Annotated in this window: 11 protein-coding genes; 10 read left to right on the plus strand and 1 reads right to left on the minus strand. The window is 68.6% G+C overall.

The window, feature by feature from the left end:
• Nucleotides 1-30: 30 nt before the first annotated feature.
• Nucleotides 31-783, minus strand: coding sequence for a GntR family transcriptional regulator (locus JJJ14_RS03330; RefSeq protein ID WP_010614609.1), 753 nt, complete (start codon nt 781-783; stop codon nt 31-33).
• Between the two features lie 228 nt (nt 784-1,011).
• Here JJJ14_RS03330 and iolC point away from each other — a divergent pair, with 228 nt between their 5' ends.
• The 10 genes from iolC to JJJ14_RS03380 all read left to right on the plus strand — a co-directional run bounded on the left by iolC (nt 1,012) and on the right by JJJ14_RS03380 (nt 14,894).
• Complete coding sequence (gene iolC / locus JJJ14_RS03335; protein WP_201444679.1) at nt 1,012-2,064, plus strand: 5-dehydro-2-deoxygluconokinase; 1,053 nt, start codon at nt 1,012-1,014, stop codon at nt 2,062-2,064.
• Between the two features lie 10 nt (nt 2,065-2,074).
• Nucleotides 2,075-2,983: a Cgl0159 family (beta/alpha)8-fold protein gene (locus JJJ14_RS03340; protein ID WP_201444680.1), complete on the plus strand. Its 909-nt coding sequence runs from the start codon at nt 2,075-2,077 to the stop codon at nt 2,981-2,983.
• Between the two features lie 144 nt (nt 2,984-3,127).
• A complete protein-coding gene (gene iolB / locus JJJ14_RS03345) occupies nt 3,128-4,042 on the plus strand; it encodes a 5-deoxy-glucuronate isomerase (RefSeq protein WP_201444681.1) in 915 nt (304 codons plus the stop codon).
• A 53-nt stretch (nt 4,043-4,095) separates the two neighbouring features.
• Complete coding sequence (gene iolD / locus JJJ14_RS03350) at nt 4,096-6,003, plus strand: 3D-(3,5/4)-trihydroxycyclohexane-1,2-dione acylhydrolase (decyclizing) (RefSeq protein WP_201444682.1); 1,908 nt, start codon at nt 4,096-4,098, stop codon at nt 6,001-6,003.
• Nucleotides 6,004-6,372: 369 nt separating this feature from the next.
• Nucleotides 6,373-7,866 carry a CoA-acylating methylmalonate-semialdehyde dehydrogenase gene (locus tag JJJ14_RS03355; protein ID WP_201444683.1) on the plus strand — a complete coding sequence of 498 codons (1,494 nt, stop codon included), beginning with the start codon at nt 6,373-6,375 and terminating at the stop codon, nt 7,864-7,866.
• A gap of 616 nt (nt 7,867-8,482) precedes the next feature.
• Complete coding sequence (locus JJJ14_RS03360) at nt 8,483-9,412, plus strand: sugar phosphate isomerase/epimerase family protein (protein ID WP_101559442.1); 930 nt, start codon at nt 8,483-8,485, stop codon at nt 9,410-9,412.
• Nucleotides 9,413-9,470: 58 nt separating this feature from the next.
• Complete coding sequence (locus JJJ14_RS03365) at nt 9,471-10,481, plus strand: Gfo/Idh/MocA family protein (RefSeq protein ID WP_201444684.1); 1,011 nt, start codon at nt 9,471-9,473, stop codon at nt 10,479-10,481.
• A 300-nt stretch (nt 10,482-10,781) separates the two neighbouring features.
• A complete protein-coding gene (locus JJJ14_RS03370; RefSeq protein WP_075254236.1) occupies nt 10,782-11,651 on the plus strand; it encodes a sugar phosphate isomerase/epimerase family protein in 870 nt (289 codons plus the stop codon).
• Nucleotides 11,652-11,811: 160 nt separating this feature from the next.
• A complete protein-coding gene (locus tag JJJ14_RS03375) occupies nt 11,812-13,428 on the plus strand; it encodes an MFS transporter (RefSeq protein WP_101559440.1) in 1,617 nt (538 codons plus the stop codon).
• A gap of 185 nt (nt 13,429-13,613) precedes the next feature.
• Nucleotides 13,614-14,894, plus strand: coding sequence for an MFS transporter (locus JJJ14_RS03380; protein ID WP_201444685.1), 1,281 nt, complete (start codon nt 13,614-13,616; stop codon nt 14,892-14,894).
• Nucleotides 14,895-14,917 lie beyond the last annotated feature (23 nt).

Raw genomic sequence — 14,917 nt, forward strand, 5'->3', positions numbered from 1 at the left:
GGAGTGGTGGCTCCTGTGTTGGGGTGAGAGCTAGCTGGAGAACAGCGAGGTCTCGAAGGTGTAGCGCGAGGCCCGGTAGATGTGCTGCCCGTACTCGATGATGCGGCCCGACTGGTCGTAGGTGATGCGGGTGGCGGTCATGAGGGCGGCGCGACGTCGCTCGTGGAGGAGGTCGGCCTCGCGGGCGGTGGCATTGCGGGCCCCGATGATCTGCTTGGCCGTGGTGGGGATGACGTCCTGGGCGCGCAGCAGGTCGTAGAGGCCTCCGGCCTCCAGCTCCTCACGGGTGGGGGCGATGGCTGCCGGCATGAGGTTGGACAGCACCGCGATCGGCTCGCCGTCGGCGCAGCGGATGCGGGTGCAGGTCACGACGGCGGCGCCCTCCTCGACCTCGAGGTGCTCGGCGGCCTCGGCGTCGGCCTCGTGCTCGACGTAGTCCAGCACGCTCGTGGAGGTCGTGTGGCCGGCCGCGGACAGGTCTGACAGCAGGCTCGTCAGCTGCATGGGGCGGTGGACGTGCATGGGGGAGACGATCGTGCCCACACCTCGACGACGCTTGACCAGGCCGCGGTCTACTAGGTGCTGAAGGGCCTGGCGCGCCGTGGGGCGGGAGACCTTCAGTCGCTTGGCCATCGAGAGCTCGTCCTCCAGGCGGCTGCCGGCCGGCAGTGTGCCGTCAAGGATGAGTGCGGCCAGCGGCTCGGAAATTTGTGTGTGCAGCGGCGTCTTGGACTCGCGGTCGATCGTGATGTCGAGGGCGAAAGGGGATGTTGAATCGGGCATGAGATGAGCCTGTGTCAGACGTGATAATGCCTCGAGCATACGGATGCTGTGTGCTGATGTCACGCACTGTCGTCATCCTGCGGCTGCAGTTCGGGATGATGGGCCCCTAAATGTTCTGACAAATGCTTGACCTGGAGCGGTCCAGTGGGGCAGGCTTCGCAGTGACGCCCGACGCAGACCTCCGTTCCGCAGGCCTGCAGCCCCCAAGGATGTGGAGACGCGATCACCGTGACGACAGCAACGACGGCAACGACCCGGGCGACCGAGGCGGTCGCGCCCGAGAGCTCACCCGCAGGCGCCGGAGACGCCGACCGGCTCGACGTGCTCACCATCGGGCGCTGCGGCATCGACATCTACCCCCTCCAGGTCGGCGTCGGGCTGGAGGACGTGGAGAGCTTCGGCAAGTTCCTGGGCGGGAGCCCCACCAACGTGGCGGTGGCCGCCGCCCGCTACGGGCACCGCTCCGCCGTCGTCACCGGCGTGGGAAACGACCCCTTCGGGCGCTTCGTGCGCACCGAGATGCGCCGCCTGGGGGTCGACGACCGCCACGTCGTCACCAAGGCCGCCTACAACACCCCGGTCACCTTCTGCGAGATCTTCCCGCCGGATGACTTCCCCCTCTACTTCTACCGTGAGCCCTCGGCCCCCGACCTGGAGCTGACCTGGGAGGACCTGCCGCTGGAGGCCATCCGCGACGCCTCGATCTTCTGGATCTCGGCGACCGGCCTGAGCAAGGAGCCCTCGCGCTCGGCCCACCACGCGGCCCTGGGCACCCGCGACCGGCGGCGCTTCACGATCGCCGACCTCGACTACCGCCCCATGTTCTGGAAGGACAAGGAGACGGCCCACCGGGAGGTCTCCAGGATCCTTCCCAAGGTCACCGTCGCCATCGGCAACCGGGAGGAGTGTGAGGTCGCCGTCGGCGAGCGCGACCCCGAGCGGGCGGCCGACGCCCTCCTGGAGGCCGGCGTTGAGCTGGCGATCGTCAAGCAGGGCCTGGAGGGGACGTTGGCCAAGACCCGCACCGAGCGGGTGGAGATGCCCGTGACCTCGGTGGAGACGAAGAACGGCCTGGGAGCCGGGGACGCCTTCGGTGGGGCCATCTGCCACGGCCTGCTGTCGGGCTGGTCCCTGGAGAAGACCATCTTCGCCGCCTCCACCGCAGGAGCGATCGTCTCCTCGCGACTGGAGTGCTCCACCGCTATGCCCACCGAGCCCGAGCTGCTCGAGCTCATGCGCGCCCGCCGCGACGAGGTCGCCCCGGGGCTGACGGACCTGTGAGGAGCCCCCGATGAACGCATCATCCACCCCTGCCGCCTCCGGGCCGCGGCCGTTGACCGACGCCGTCACCGAGATCCGGGTGACCGACCCCGGCCGTATCGGCCGGGTCCTGGCCCAGCGCCCCCGCGCCGACCTGGCCGGGGCCGGGCGCCTCATGGTCATCGCCTGCGACCACCCGGCCCGCGGGGCCCTGGGGGCCGGCGAGAGACCCCTGGCGATGGCCGACCGCGAAGACCTCCTGCGGCGCTGCATGACGGCCCTGTCCCGGCCCGGCGTTAACGGGTTCCTGGGAACCGCCGAGATCATCGAGGACCTGACCCTCCTGGGCGCCCTGGACGGCAAGCTCGTGTGGGGCTCGATGAACCGGATCGGCCTCCAGGGGGCCTCCTTCGAGATGGACGACCGCTTCGGCGCCTACGACGCTGACGGCATCGAGGCCTCCCACCTCGACGGCGGCAAGATGCTCACCCGCATCAACTACGCCGACCCCGCCAGCGCCGCCACCCTCGAGGCCAGCGCCAAGGCCATCGACTCCCTGTCCGAGCGCGGCCTGAATGCCATGATCGAGCCCTTCATCTCGCGGTGGGAGGGCGGCCGGATCGTCAACGACCTCAGCGAGGAGGCCGTCATCCGCTCGATCTGCATCGCCCAGGCGCTGGGGCGCAGCTCGGCGCACACCTGGCTCAAGCTGCCCTGCGTCAGCGATCCCGTCTCGATGCGGCGCGTCATGGCCTCCACCTCCCTGCCCAGCCTCATCCTGGGCGGCGAGGTCTCCACCGACCCCGAGGCCACCCGCGCCTCCTGGGCGGCGGCCCTGGAGCTTCCCAATGTCAGGGGACTGGTCGTGGGCCGCTCCCTGCTCTACCCGGGCAATGACGACGTCGAGGCCGCCGTCGACGCCGCCGTCGCCCTGCTGTGAGCACCTGACACGTCCCGCCAACGGACCCACCGCCCCGGCACGTACGTACCGCAACCGCCGCAACCCCCGTCAATCGGCCCCGGCCGGGCCACCCCATACGAGACAATCCCCACGATTACCCCCAGGAGCTGAAGGAGCACCACCATGGGCCACACCGACCGCACCGCCCCGTCCGAGACGTCGGACCAGTCCCGCTACGTCATCCGCGCCGGCGAGCTCGCCCACGACAGCTACGAGCTGGACCTCACCCCGGAGCGGGCCGGCTGGGAGTGGTCCTCCCTGCGCGTGGTGGCGCTCGCTCCTGGGAAGCCCCTGACCGTGCCCGCCGGTGAGCACGAGTACCTCGTCCTGCCCCTGTCGGGAGGCTGCACCGTCCAGGCCGGCGGTGAGGGCCTCGAGGTGGCCGGGCGCGAGTCGGTCTTCACCGACATCACCGACTACGTCTACGTCCCCCGCCACACCGAGGTGACCCTCACCAGCGCTGACGGCGCCCGCATCGCCCTGCCCGGCTCCAAGGCCACCACCGACAAGCCGCTGCGCTACTGCCCGCGCTCCGAGGTCGGCACCGGCCTGCGGGGGGCCGGCCCCTCCTCGCGCCAGGTCAACAACTACGCCCTGGGCAACGACGTCGAGACCTCTCACCTGCTGGCCTGCGAGGTCCTGACCCCCGGAGGCAACTGGTCCTCCTACCCGCCCCACAAGCACGACGAGCACACCGAGGTCGAGCGGGTCCTGGAGGAGATCTACTACTACCAGGTCCGCGCCGGCGAGGGCGATGCCGAGGGCTTCGCGCTCCAGCGCATCTACCCCTCGCCCGGCCACGACATCGACGTGTGCACCGAGGTGCGCGGCGGCGACGTCGTCGTCATGCCCTACGGCTACCACGGCCCCTCCGTGGCCGCCCCCGGCTACGACCTCTACTACCTCAACGTCATGGCCGGCCCCGCCGAGGACTCCGTGTGGCTCATGACCGACGACCCCCACCACACCTGGGTGCGTCAGACCTGGGAGGGCCAGGAGGTCGACCCGCGCCTGCCCATGACCCCCATGAACGACTAGCGATCCGCCTTTCGACCGCCCCCACCACCTGAGAAGAGCAGAGAAGAACCACGATGAGCAACGAAGCCTACGCCGGCACTATCCGCCTGACGGTCGCCCAGGCCACCATCCGTTTCCTGTCCAACCAGTACTCCGAGCGCGACGGCGTCGAGCAGCGCCTCATCGCCGGGGCCTTCGGCATCTTCGGTCACGGCAACGTGGCCGGCATCGGCCAGGCCCTCCTGCAGAACGAGATAGCCCGCGCCGACGGCGAGCAGGAGATGCCCTACATCATGCCCCGCAACGAGCAGGGGCAGGTGCACGCGGCAGCAGCCTTCGCCAAGACCACCAACCGCCTCCAGACCTACATGTGCACGGCCTCCATCGGCCCGGGCTCCCTCAACATGGTCACCGGGGCCGCCCTGGCCACCACCAACCGCCTGCCGGTGCTGCTCTTCCCCTCCGACCAGTTCGCCACCCGCGTCCCCGACCCCGTGCTCCAGCAGCTGGAGGACCCCACCAGCCTGGATGTCAGCGTCAATGACGCCTTCCGCCCCGTCTCGCGCTTCTTCGACCGCATCAACCGGCCCGAGCAGCTCATCCCCTCACTGCTCAACGCCATGCGCGTGCTCACCGACCCCGCCGAGACCGGCGCGGTCACCATCGCCATGCCCCAGGACGTCCAGGCCGAGGTCTTCGACTGGCCCGTGGAGCTGTTCCGCAAGCGCGTGTGGCACGTGCGCCGCCCGGTGCCCGAGCCCGCCGCCCTGGAGCGCGCCGTCGCCCTCATCAAGGCTGCCAAGCGCCCCCTCATCATCGCCGGCGGCGGCACCATCTACGCCGGAGCCAGCGAGGAGCTGCGCGCCCTGGCCACCGCCACCGGCATCCCGGTGGGCGACACCCAGGCCGGCAAGGGCGCCATCAACTTCGACCACCCCAGCGCCGTGGGCGGCGTGGGCTCCACCGGCTGCGACTCCGGCAACCACATCGCCGACAAGGCCGACCTCATCATCGGCGTGGGCACCCGCTACTCCGACTTCACCACGGCCTCCAAGACCCAGTTCAAGAACCCCGGCGTGAAGTTCGTGAACATCAACGTCACCCCCTTCGACGCCGCCAAGGAGAGCGCCGAGATGGTGGTGGCCGACGCCCGCGAGGCCCTGGCGGCCCTGACAGAGGCGCTCGCGGACTACCGCGTCGAGGCGGCCTACTCCGAGGAGATCACCGCGGAGAAGGAGGCCTGGCTCAAGGCCACCGAGCGCTGCTACCACCTGGACCACGGACCCCTGCCCGCCCAGACCGAGGTCTTCGGCGCCCTCAACGAGCTCATGGGGGAGGAGGACGTGGTCATCAACGCCGCCGGCTCCATGCCCGGTGACCTCCAGGCCCTGTGGCAGGCCCGCAGCCCGCTGCAGTACCACGTGGAGTACGCCTTCTCCTGCATGGGCTACGAGGTGCCCGCCGCCATGGGCGTCAAGCTCGCCCGCCCTGAGGCCGAGGTGGTCGCCATCGTGGGCGACGGCACCTACCAGATGCTCCCCATGGAGCTGGCCACCGTGGTCCAGGAGAACATCAAGGTCATCTACGTCCTGCTGCAGAACTACGGCTTCTGCTCCATCGGTGCTCTTTCGGAGTCCCGCGGATCCCAGCGCTTCGGCACCAAGTACCGCCGCCGCGGCGAGGGCAGCCACCTGGCCGACGAGCAGGTCATCGACGGCGTCGACATCGCCGCCAACGCCCGCTCCTGGGGCCTGGACGTCCTCGAGGTCCACACCATCGCGGAGTTCAAGGATGCCTACCGCCAGGCCGAGGCCTCCGACCGCCCCACGATGATCCACATCGAGACCGACCTCTACGGCCCCAACCCGCCCGGCTCGAGCTGGTGGGACGTGCCGGTCTCGGGGGTCTCCGAGCTGGAGTCCACGCAGCGCGCCTACGAGGAGTACCTGCGTGACCGCAAGCCTCAGCGCCACTACCTGTAAGGCCTCTACCTGAAGGGATCGCAGGTAGGACGCGGATCACGGCGCGCTTCTGCGCCGGCCGCGACGGCGGGGGTCCACGGCGGATGGTGCCGTGGACCCCCGCCGTGTGCGTACCCCCGTCCGGTGAGGACGTCGCCGGTCGCTGTGCCGGTGGCGCCGCGAAGGGGGTGCCAAGATCACGATGTGGTCAACGCCCCGATTATGTTCTGACAAAACGGCACCATTCGCCGTCTGGGACGTTAGGCTGGGGGCACATGCAAGGCGCTGGGCGCCCGGCCGGTCCGCCAGTGAGACCTTGGTCCGAGTCCGGCCCTACCCACCCCATAGGCGGGGCGGGTCCGCGAAACCGACAATCAGGAGTCGATAACGATGAGAACCATTGCGCACTGGGTTGACGGAAAGTACTACGAGGGAAACCCGATCGGGCGCTTCGCCGTCGAGAACCCGGGAACCGGTGAGGTCGAGGCCGAGCTGCTCCAGGCCTCCGACGCCGACCTCGACCACGCCGTCGAGGTGGCCCGCCGCGCTCAGAAGGAGTGGGCGAAGGTCTCGCTGGCCAAGCGCACGGAGATCATGTTCCGCATGCGCCAGCTGGTCCTGGACCACCAGGACGAGATGGCCAAGATGATCGTGGCCGAGCACGGCAAGAACTACTCCGACGCCATTGGCGAGATCCAGCGCGGGCGCGAGACCCTCGACTTCGCCACCGCCATCAACCTGGCCCTCAAGGGCGAGCACTCCTTCGACATCTCCACCGGCGTGGACATCCACACCCTGCGTCAGCCGGTCGGCGTCGTCGCCGGCATCTGCCCCTTCAACTTCCCCGCCATGGTGCCCATGTGGATGCACCCCATCGCCATCGCCACCGGTAACGCCTTCATCCTCAAGCCGGCCTCGGCCACGCCGTCGGCGGCCCTGCTGACGGCCGAGCTCTACAAGGAGGCCGGTCTGCCCGACGGCGTCTTCAACGTCGTCTCCGGCAACCGCACCATGGTCTCCAAGGTCCTCGAGCACCCCGGTATCGACGCGATCTCCTTCGTGGGCTCCACTCCGGTGGCCCACATCGTCCAGAACACCGGCGTCACCCACGGCAAGCGCGTCCAGGCCCTGGGCGGGGCGAACAACCACGCCATCGTCATGCCCGACTCCGACCTGGACTTCGCCGCCCAGCACATCTCCGCCGCCGCCTTCGGCGCGGCCGGCGAGCGCTGCATGGCCCTGCCCGTCGTCGTGGCCGTGGGTGGCTGCGGCCCGGACCTGGCCCGCCGCGTCAAGGCCCACGCCGAGAAGATCAAGGTCGGCTACGGCATGGACGAGGGCGTCGAGATGGGCCCGGTCATCGACGCCAAGTCCAAGGAGTTCATCACCGGACTCATCGACGACGCCGAGGCCAAGGGCGCCGAGGTCGTCCTCGACGGCCGCCCCCTGGTCATCCCCGGACACGAGAAGGGCCACTTCCTCGGCCCGACCATCGTCGACAACGTCCCCCTGGAGTCCTCGCTCTACACCGAGGAGGTCTTCGGGCCGGTGCTCGCGATCGTCCACGCCGACACCTACGAGGAGGCCATCAAGCAGGTCAACTCCTCGCCCTTCGGCAACGGAGCGGCCATCTTCACCAACGACGGCGGTGTGGCCCGCCGCTTCGAGCTCGACGTCGAGGCCGGCATGGTGGGCATCAACGTGCCGATCCCGACGCCGGTGGCCTACTACTCCTTCGGCGGCTGGAAGGAGTCGCTCCTGGGTGACACCCACATCCACGGTCCCGAGGGCGTGCGGTTCTACACCCGCGCCAAGGCGGTGACCACCCGCTGGCCCTCGGAGAAGACCTACGCCGCGACCATGTCCTTCCAGCGCGAGGAGTAGGCCCGGCTGCTCCGCCACCCAGCAACGCGGACGCACCATAGACCTTGAGGACCGATCCTTCAGGATGAGTCCGCGAGCCCTATGGTGCGTCCGCGCCTTTGTCGGGGCGGGAGGGTGCCCCCTATTTACAGAAGTCAGCCACCGGGCGCCACAGGCGCGCGGCCGGGTGAGGGAAGAGCGTGAGGATCCGGTGGCGCGGCGCGTCCAGATCGCCGACATCGCTCCCAACGAAGCGCTCAGTGTGACAGCCGGGGACATTCCGCGCGGCCGGGTGCGTGTGCTTCCGGCCGGGGACCTTCGACGCCGTCGGGGACAGGAATCCTGTCCCCCTACGCGCAGGACGTCCCCGGCCGGGGGATAGTGCACCTCCACGCGGAGGATGTCCCCGCTGGCGAGCAGCCGACTCGTGGCGCAGAGCCAGGGCTGGGGTCGGGGCTCGGGGCTGAGGGTGCGTTCTCGCGGAACAGGGGGAGGGCTCGGTGGCTCGGGCGAGTGGAGGAACGCGAAAGATCAGACGTCTTTGTTCGTACAAAGCCCTAGATTCTTGGTCGGTGAGGGCGTACAGTGGATGTCGCGTCCGAAACGATTCGGATGTCGTCCCACGAAGGAGACAACGATGTCCAAAGCCGTCAACACCAACGATTCCAAGTACTCCAAGCTCACCATCGGTGTCTGCCCCGACCAGTGGGGCGTCTGGTTCCCCGAGGACCCCAAGCAGATGGACCCCCGTCAGGCCTGGGAGGAGATGGCCGAGGCCGGCTTCGAGGTCATTGAGACCGGCCCCTTCGGCTACTTCCCGACCGACCCCAAGGAGCTCCAGAAGTGGTGCGACGAGTTCGGCATGAGGGTGGTGGCCGGCACCGGCTGGGGCATCCTGCACAAGCAGGAGGCCTGGGAAACCACCCTCAAGACCTTCCGCGCCATCGCCGAGACCCACGCCGCCGTCGGTGCCGAGTACATCGTCCACCTGCCCCCGCTTTATCGCGACGACAAAACCTGGGAGTGGACCGACGACCGCGTCCTGTCCGACGACGCCTGGAAGCTCTACGTCGAGCACGCCAACGCCCTGGGGCAGATGCTCCTGGACGAGTACGGCCTCAAGATGGTCCTCCACCCCCACGGCGACTCCCACATCGAGACCCCCGAGGAGATCGCCCGTATCTTCGACGCCACCGACCCCACCTACGTCAACCTGTGTCTGGACTCCGGGCACGTCGTCTACGGCGGTGGTGACCCGGTCGAGCTGTGCCGGAAGTACCCCGAGCGCATCACCTACGTCCACATCAAGGCCTTCGACGAGGACATCACCCGCGAGGCCCACGAGAAGGACTGGCCCTTCGGTGAGGCCGTCACCAAGGGTGCCTCGGTCTGCCCGCCCGCCGGCCTGCCCGAGATGCACGAGTTCGTCGACGCCCTGGCCGCCCTGGACAAGCCGATCTACGCGATCTGCGAGCAGGACTGCTACCCCTGCGAGCCCACCTTCCCCAAGCAGAACGCCATCAACATGCGCACGTACCTGGCCGAGTGCGGCCTGGGACTCGCCTGAGGCCCTGCCGCATCACAAGCCGACCTACCACTGACACCACCTCAACGAGGAGACACGCATGACTGTACGCATCGGACTCATCGGCGCCGGCGGCATGGGCCGCGCCCACCTGGCCCGCATCGCGGGCGTGCTGTCCGGCGGCGAGATCGTCGCCGTGGCCGACATCAACCACGAGGCCGCGGTCTCGGCCGCGCAGCCCTACGGTGCCAAGGCCTACGACAGCGCCGACGAGCTCATCAATGACCCGGACGTCGACGCCGTCCTCATTGCCACCTTCGGCAAGGTCCACGCCCCCGATGTCATCAAGGCCATCGAGGCCGGCAAGTACGTTCTGTGTGAGAAGCCCCTGGCCACCACTGCCGAGGACTGCATCGCCATCATGGAGGCCGAGCAGAAGGCCGGCAAGAAGCTCGTCACCGTGGGCTTCATGCGCCGCTTCGACGCCGCCTACAACGAGATGAAGAAGATCCTCGACGACGGCGACAACGGCCAGGCCCTCCTGGTCCACAACCGTCACCGCAACCCCACCGTGCCGGAGTCCTACACCTCGCGCATGGCCATCGACGACACGGCGATCCACGAGATCGACACGATGCGCTGGCTCCTGGGCGAGGAGATCGTCAAGGTTCGCGTCGAGCGCCCCAGGTCCACCACCCACCGCTTCGACCACCTCATCGACCCGGTCGTCGTCGTCATGTACACCGAGTCCGGCGTGCGCATCGACGACGAGGTCAACGTCAATCTGCAGTACGCCTACTCCATCGAGTGCGAGCTCGTGCTGGAGACCGCCGCGGTGAGGCTGGGAGACCAGGAGCGGATCCACATCCGCGACATCCACGGCAATCGCAACGCCATGTGCCAGTCGCACATCGACCGCTTCGAGGATGCCTTCAACCGCGAGGTGCAGGAGTGGATTCACGCCGTCGCCCGCGACGAGCACACCGGCTCGACGTCCTGGGACGGCTATGCGGCCACCTCTGTGGTTGACGCGGCGGTCGCCTCGCTGGAGGACGAGTCCTCGCCGTTGGTCGACGTGACGCTCATCGACAAGCCCGCCTTCTACGCCTGAAGCCTCCCGTCATCGTCCTCGCCGATGCGGCCGCCTTCCGGAGCGTTCGCGATTGCTGCGTGTTCGCGAGCGCGCCGGGGTCGCCCTCGGCGGGGCGGTGACGGGTCACATCCGCCGCATTCGTCCCGGGAGGCCTGAGCCCCGCCTCCCGGGACGAGGACTTTTCGTTGGCGAGACAGGGATCTTCTGTCGCGCCGTCGAGGGATCTGAAAATACCCGCCCCGACCACTTCCCCAGACGCTATTGTCATGACATTATGGGGGTGTCGACATGGATGTCGGCACCCGAGAGGAGACCTCCTTGGTAGACATCGCCCTTGACCCGAACATGTACTACCGCACCATGTCCACGGTGCGCACGCTCTACAAGGCCGCCGAGCTGGGCTTCGAGCACGTCGAGCTCTCACCCAACGCGGACTTCCACTTCTGGCACCACCGCCCCGCCGCCGACGACGCCTTCGTCGCCGAGCTCAACAAGGCCCAGAAGGAGACGGGCGTCAAGGTGCGCACCCTCAACCCGGTCTTCAACTGGTCCTCGCCCGACGAGGAGGAGCGGCGCGCCCAGGTGTCCAACTGGCGCCGCCTGCTCGAGCTCGCCGACCAGATCGACGTCCGGGAGATCACCTCCGAGTTCTCCGGAGACCGCAACCAGGCCCGCCGCAGCGAGGAGCAGTGGTTCCGCTCCATCGAGGAGCTCATCCCCGACTTCGAGCGCTACGGCATCCGCCTCAACATGGAGGCCCACCCCTACGACTTCGTCGAGCTGCACGACCCCGCCCTGAACCTCGTGCGCGCGGTCAACAAGGACTGGATCGGCTACGAGTTCTGCTGCCCCCACGCCTTCCACCTCTCCGACGGCGCCGGTGACGTCGAGCGCATGATCCGCACCGCCCACGAGGCCGGCAAGCTGCGCGAGGTCCATATCGCCGACGGCTTCAACCACCGCGCCAACGACGGCAACCGCTACATCGTCAACCCGCCCGGCGCCGACGTCACCGTCCACCAGCACAACGAGGTCGGCAATGGCGAGGTCGACTGGGACGCCGTCTTCTCCACGCTGCGCGACATCAGCTTCGACGGTGTGCTCTCCGTGTGCGTCTTCGGCTGGCATGAGCGCGCCGATGACATCAACCGCCGAGTGCTGGCCCGGCTCCGCGAGGAGCTCGGCTGACCCTCGTCGGCCCTCCCCGCTGGCGGTGAGGGCCGCCCATGCTGCCGGCTCCCGCTCCTGCGCTGCGGGGCGGTGACCGGCGGGCCGGGCCATCCGGTCCACCCAGCAGCGCTCTCTTTCGCCTCCGCCAACGATGGCGGACGACCCAAGGAGTTCCTTCATGTCCACAACACCCAGTTCTGCGGTGCACTACACGCCGGAGAAGATCCGGGAGCTGGTCGACCAGACCCCCGCCTCAGGGCCGAAGCGCTCGCTCGGACTCATCGCCCTGGTCGCCACCCTCGGCTCGCTGCTCTTCGGGTACGACACCGGTGTCATCTCCGGTGCCCTGCCCTACATGTACCTGCCGCACGGCGCCGACGGCCTGCAGATCACCTCCTGGGAGGAGGGCTGGATCGGCGGCCTGCTGTGCATTGGCGCCGCGCTCGGCGCCTCGGTGGGTGGCAAGCTCTCCGACAAGTACGGGCGCCGGCACAACATCATGCTCCTGGCCATCGTCTTCTTCTTCGGGGCGCTGGGCTGCACGATCTCGCCCAACATCTGGGTCCTCTACTTCTTCCGGATCGTGCTGGGCTTCGCCGTCGGTGGCGCCTCGGCGATCGTTCCCGTCTTCCTCGGTGAAACGGCCCCCAAGCGCATCCGCGGCACCCTGGTGGCCGTGGACCAGATGATGATCGTCTTCGGCCAGTTCCTCGCCTTCTCCATGAACGCCGTCCTGGCCCGCATGCACGGCGGCCCGGAGGTCACCCTGGCCAACGACGTCGTCAACAAGTCCGGTGAGGTCGTCGCCAAGGCCGGCGACAAGGTCGCCTGGGAGACCGTGCAGCACTTCAGCAACGTCGTGATCGAGTCCGGCAACGGCATGACCTGGCGCTACATGCTCGTCCTGGCCACCCTGCCCGCCGTGGCCCTGTGGTTCGGCATCCGCCTCATGCCGGAGTCCTCGCGCTGGTACGTCGCCAACCTGCGCATCGCCGAGGCCATCGGCTCCCTCAAGCGGGTGCGCGACGAGTCCAAGGACGGCTCCATCGCTGAAGAGGTCGACGAGATGCTGGAGATCCAGCGCAAGGAGGCCAACCAGGAGAAGTGGGGCCTGGCGCAGATCATGGGCGTCAAATGGACCCGCCACCTGCTCTTCATCGGCATCATCCTGGGCCTGGCCGACCAGGTTACCGGCATCAACACAGCTATGTACTACACGCCCAAGGTGCTCTCCGCGGCCGGCCTGCCCATGAGTGATGCGATCTCCCTCAACGTCGTCTCCGGATTCGTCTCCTTCGTGGGCTCCGCCATCGGCCTGTGGCTGGTCACCAAGTTCGCCCGCCGCCACGTCGGCATCTACCAGGAGGCCAGCATCGTGGTCTCCCTCGGGCTGTTGGCAGCGGTCTTCTACTTCCTCATCCAGCCATACCAGGACGCCGACGGCAACATCACGGGAGCCCCCGCCTTCGCCCCCTACCTGGTGCTGCTCATCGTCTCGCTGTTCGTGTTCGCCAAGCAGTCCGGGACAGTCACCTGGGTCCTCATCGCGGAGATCTACCCCGCCAAGGTTCGCGGTACGGCCATGGGGCTGGCCGTGGGCACTCTGTGGATCGGCAACGCGATCGTCGCCGCGGTCTTCCCCGTCATGATGGAGAAGCTCGGAGGGGCGGGGACCTACCTCATCTTCTGCCTGCTCAACGTCCTGTCACTCATCTTCTACATGAAGTTCGTGCCTGAGACGAAGTACCACTCCCTGGAGGAGCTCGAGGTGCGATTCGAGAAGGAGTACAGCTGAGGCCAAGGGGTGAGGGACTGCGGCAGTGGCCAGTGAAGCTGAGCCGAGACGGTCGGATTGAAGCAACCGTCAGGCTCTGAGAAACTGCCGCAGTTCCCCTCCCGACCTCTCCTTGTTCAGACAGCACTCCTCCCAACTGAGCTCATCACATATCTGCCGCCTATGACGTACACGGTGACTGGTCCATGAACCCGCATCCGCCGCGCAGCGCGCCACCCGCTCCGCTCCGCCTCCGCCTGTACGCGTGGGCGGCAGGTCTGTTCCTCGGCGCCTTGGAAGGGGCGCTGGCTATCGAGGTCGCCGGCGCGCGCGGCGCCGCTCTGCCCCTGCTCGGTGTCGTCGCTGCGGCGATGGTGCTGGGAACCGTCACCGGCCGCCCCCTCGCCCGGTATCTGGGGCGACGGAGAATGGGCCTGCTCATGGGGGCTCTGGCAGTGCTGGGCGCCGGGGTCGCAGCCGGGCTCGGCGGCGTCGTTGGCCTGATCGGGGCGGGCCTGGTGGGCCTTGCCGTGGGTGGGGTGCTCGTTGTGGCGCCATTGGTGTGCCACGAGCTCTCTCTGCGCGGCCACAAACGGCTCATGCCGCAGGCCATGGCTCTTGGTCCGGCGGCGGCCGGTGTTGTGGTCCTGGCGGCCTGGTGGAGTCCCCCGCGGCTCCTCATCGCCTGGGCGATGGTCGCCCTCGCTGCGCTGGCGTATCTAGCCTGTGCCCTGCTCCTGCCCGAGAGCCCGGTCTGGCTGGTGCGGCAGGGGCGCGACGTCGAGGCCTTCGAGGCGCTGCGCCGCCTGCACGGGACCCTGGAGGCCTCCGTGGCCATCGACTGGACCCGGCTGGACGCGGAGATGATGGCCGAGCAGCAAGCCATGTCTCCCGCTGAGCTGCGAGTGCCCGAGGTGCGTGCCGCCGTGCTCACCGGCGCCGTCCTCATCATCGCCCAGGAGGCGCCCCTGGGGGCGGCGGCCTTGGTCCTGGCTCCGCTGATCGCCACCGAGCTCGGCCTCGCATCCGTAGCGATCGCCGTGAGCGCCGCGACCTGGATGGGGTTTGCGCTCCTGGCCCTGGCGCTGGTGACCCGGGTCGAGCAGCTGCGCTTCCTGCGGGTGGTGCTGGGAACGGTCGTCGCCGTCCTGGGGGCCACCTTCCTGGTGACCGGCATGACCCTGGGGGGTGTGGGCGGCGCCTGGACGATCACCATCTCCCTGACGATCCTGGTCGCCAGCCAGTCGGTCCTGGTCCTGCCCGCCTGCCAGGGGGCGATCGACCCGCGGATCCCGCCCTGGCTGGTTGAGGCGCAGCGGCGCGCCTCGGCGACCGGGGGAGTCCTGGCGCGTGCCGGAGTCCTCCTGGCCTCACTGCTCATCGTGAGCTACCTCGGAACCCACGCCCTGTTCTGGGCGGCCTTCACGCTGTCGGTACTCAGTGTCGCCGTCGTGCTCCTGCGCCTGCCGCGCGAGCTCAAGGTCTAGGGGTCTGGCACGCAGGACGTCTC

This window comes from Actinomyces sp. HMT 175, assembly GCF_016694895.1.
Taxonomy (GTDB): domain Bacteria; phylum Actinomycetota; class Actinomycetes; order Actinomycetales; family Actinomycetaceae; genus Actinomyces; species Actinomyces oris.

What these genes read in the sequence shown, in the direction of transcription:
- JJJ14_RS03375 (WP_101559440.1), top strand. Translation starts at nt 11,812, where the DNA reads ATGTCCACAACACCCAGTTCTGCGGTGCACTACACGCCGGAGAAGATC.
- JJJ14_RS03380 (WP_201444685.1), top strand. Translation starts at nt 13,614, where the DNA reads ATGAACCCGCATCCGCCGCGCAGCGCGCCACCCGCTCCGCTCCGCCTC.
- JJJ14_RS03355 (WP_201444683.1), top strand. Translation starts at nt 6,373, where the DNA reads ATGAGAACCATTGCGCACTGGGTTGACGGAAAGTACTACGAGGGAAAC.
- JJJ14_RS03340 (WP_201444680.1), top strand. Translation starts at nt 2,075, where the DNA reads ATGAACGCATCATCCACCCCTGCCGCCTCCGGGCCGCGGCCGTTGACC.
- JJJ14_RS03365 (WP_201444684.1), top strand. Translation starts at nt 9,471, where the DNA reads ATGACTGTACGCATCGGACTCATCGGCGCCGGCGGCATGGGCCGCGCC.
- JJJ14_RS03330 (WP_010614609.1), bottom strand. Translation starts at nt 783, where the DNA reads ATGCCCGATTCAACATCCCCTTTCGCCCTCGACATCACGATCGACCGC.
- iolB (WP_201444681.1), top strand. Translation starts at nt 3,128, where the DNA reads ATGGGCCACACCGACCGCACCGCCCCGTCCGAGACGTCGGACCAGTCC.
- JJJ14_RS03360 (WP_101559442.1), top strand. Translation starts at nt 8,483, where the DNA reads ATGTCCAAAGCCGTCAACACCAACGATTCCAAGTACTCCAAGCTCACC.
- iolD (WP_201444682.1), top strand. Translation starts at nt 4,096, where the DNA reads ATGAGCAACGAAGCCTACGCCGGCACTATCCGCCTGACGGTCGCCCAG.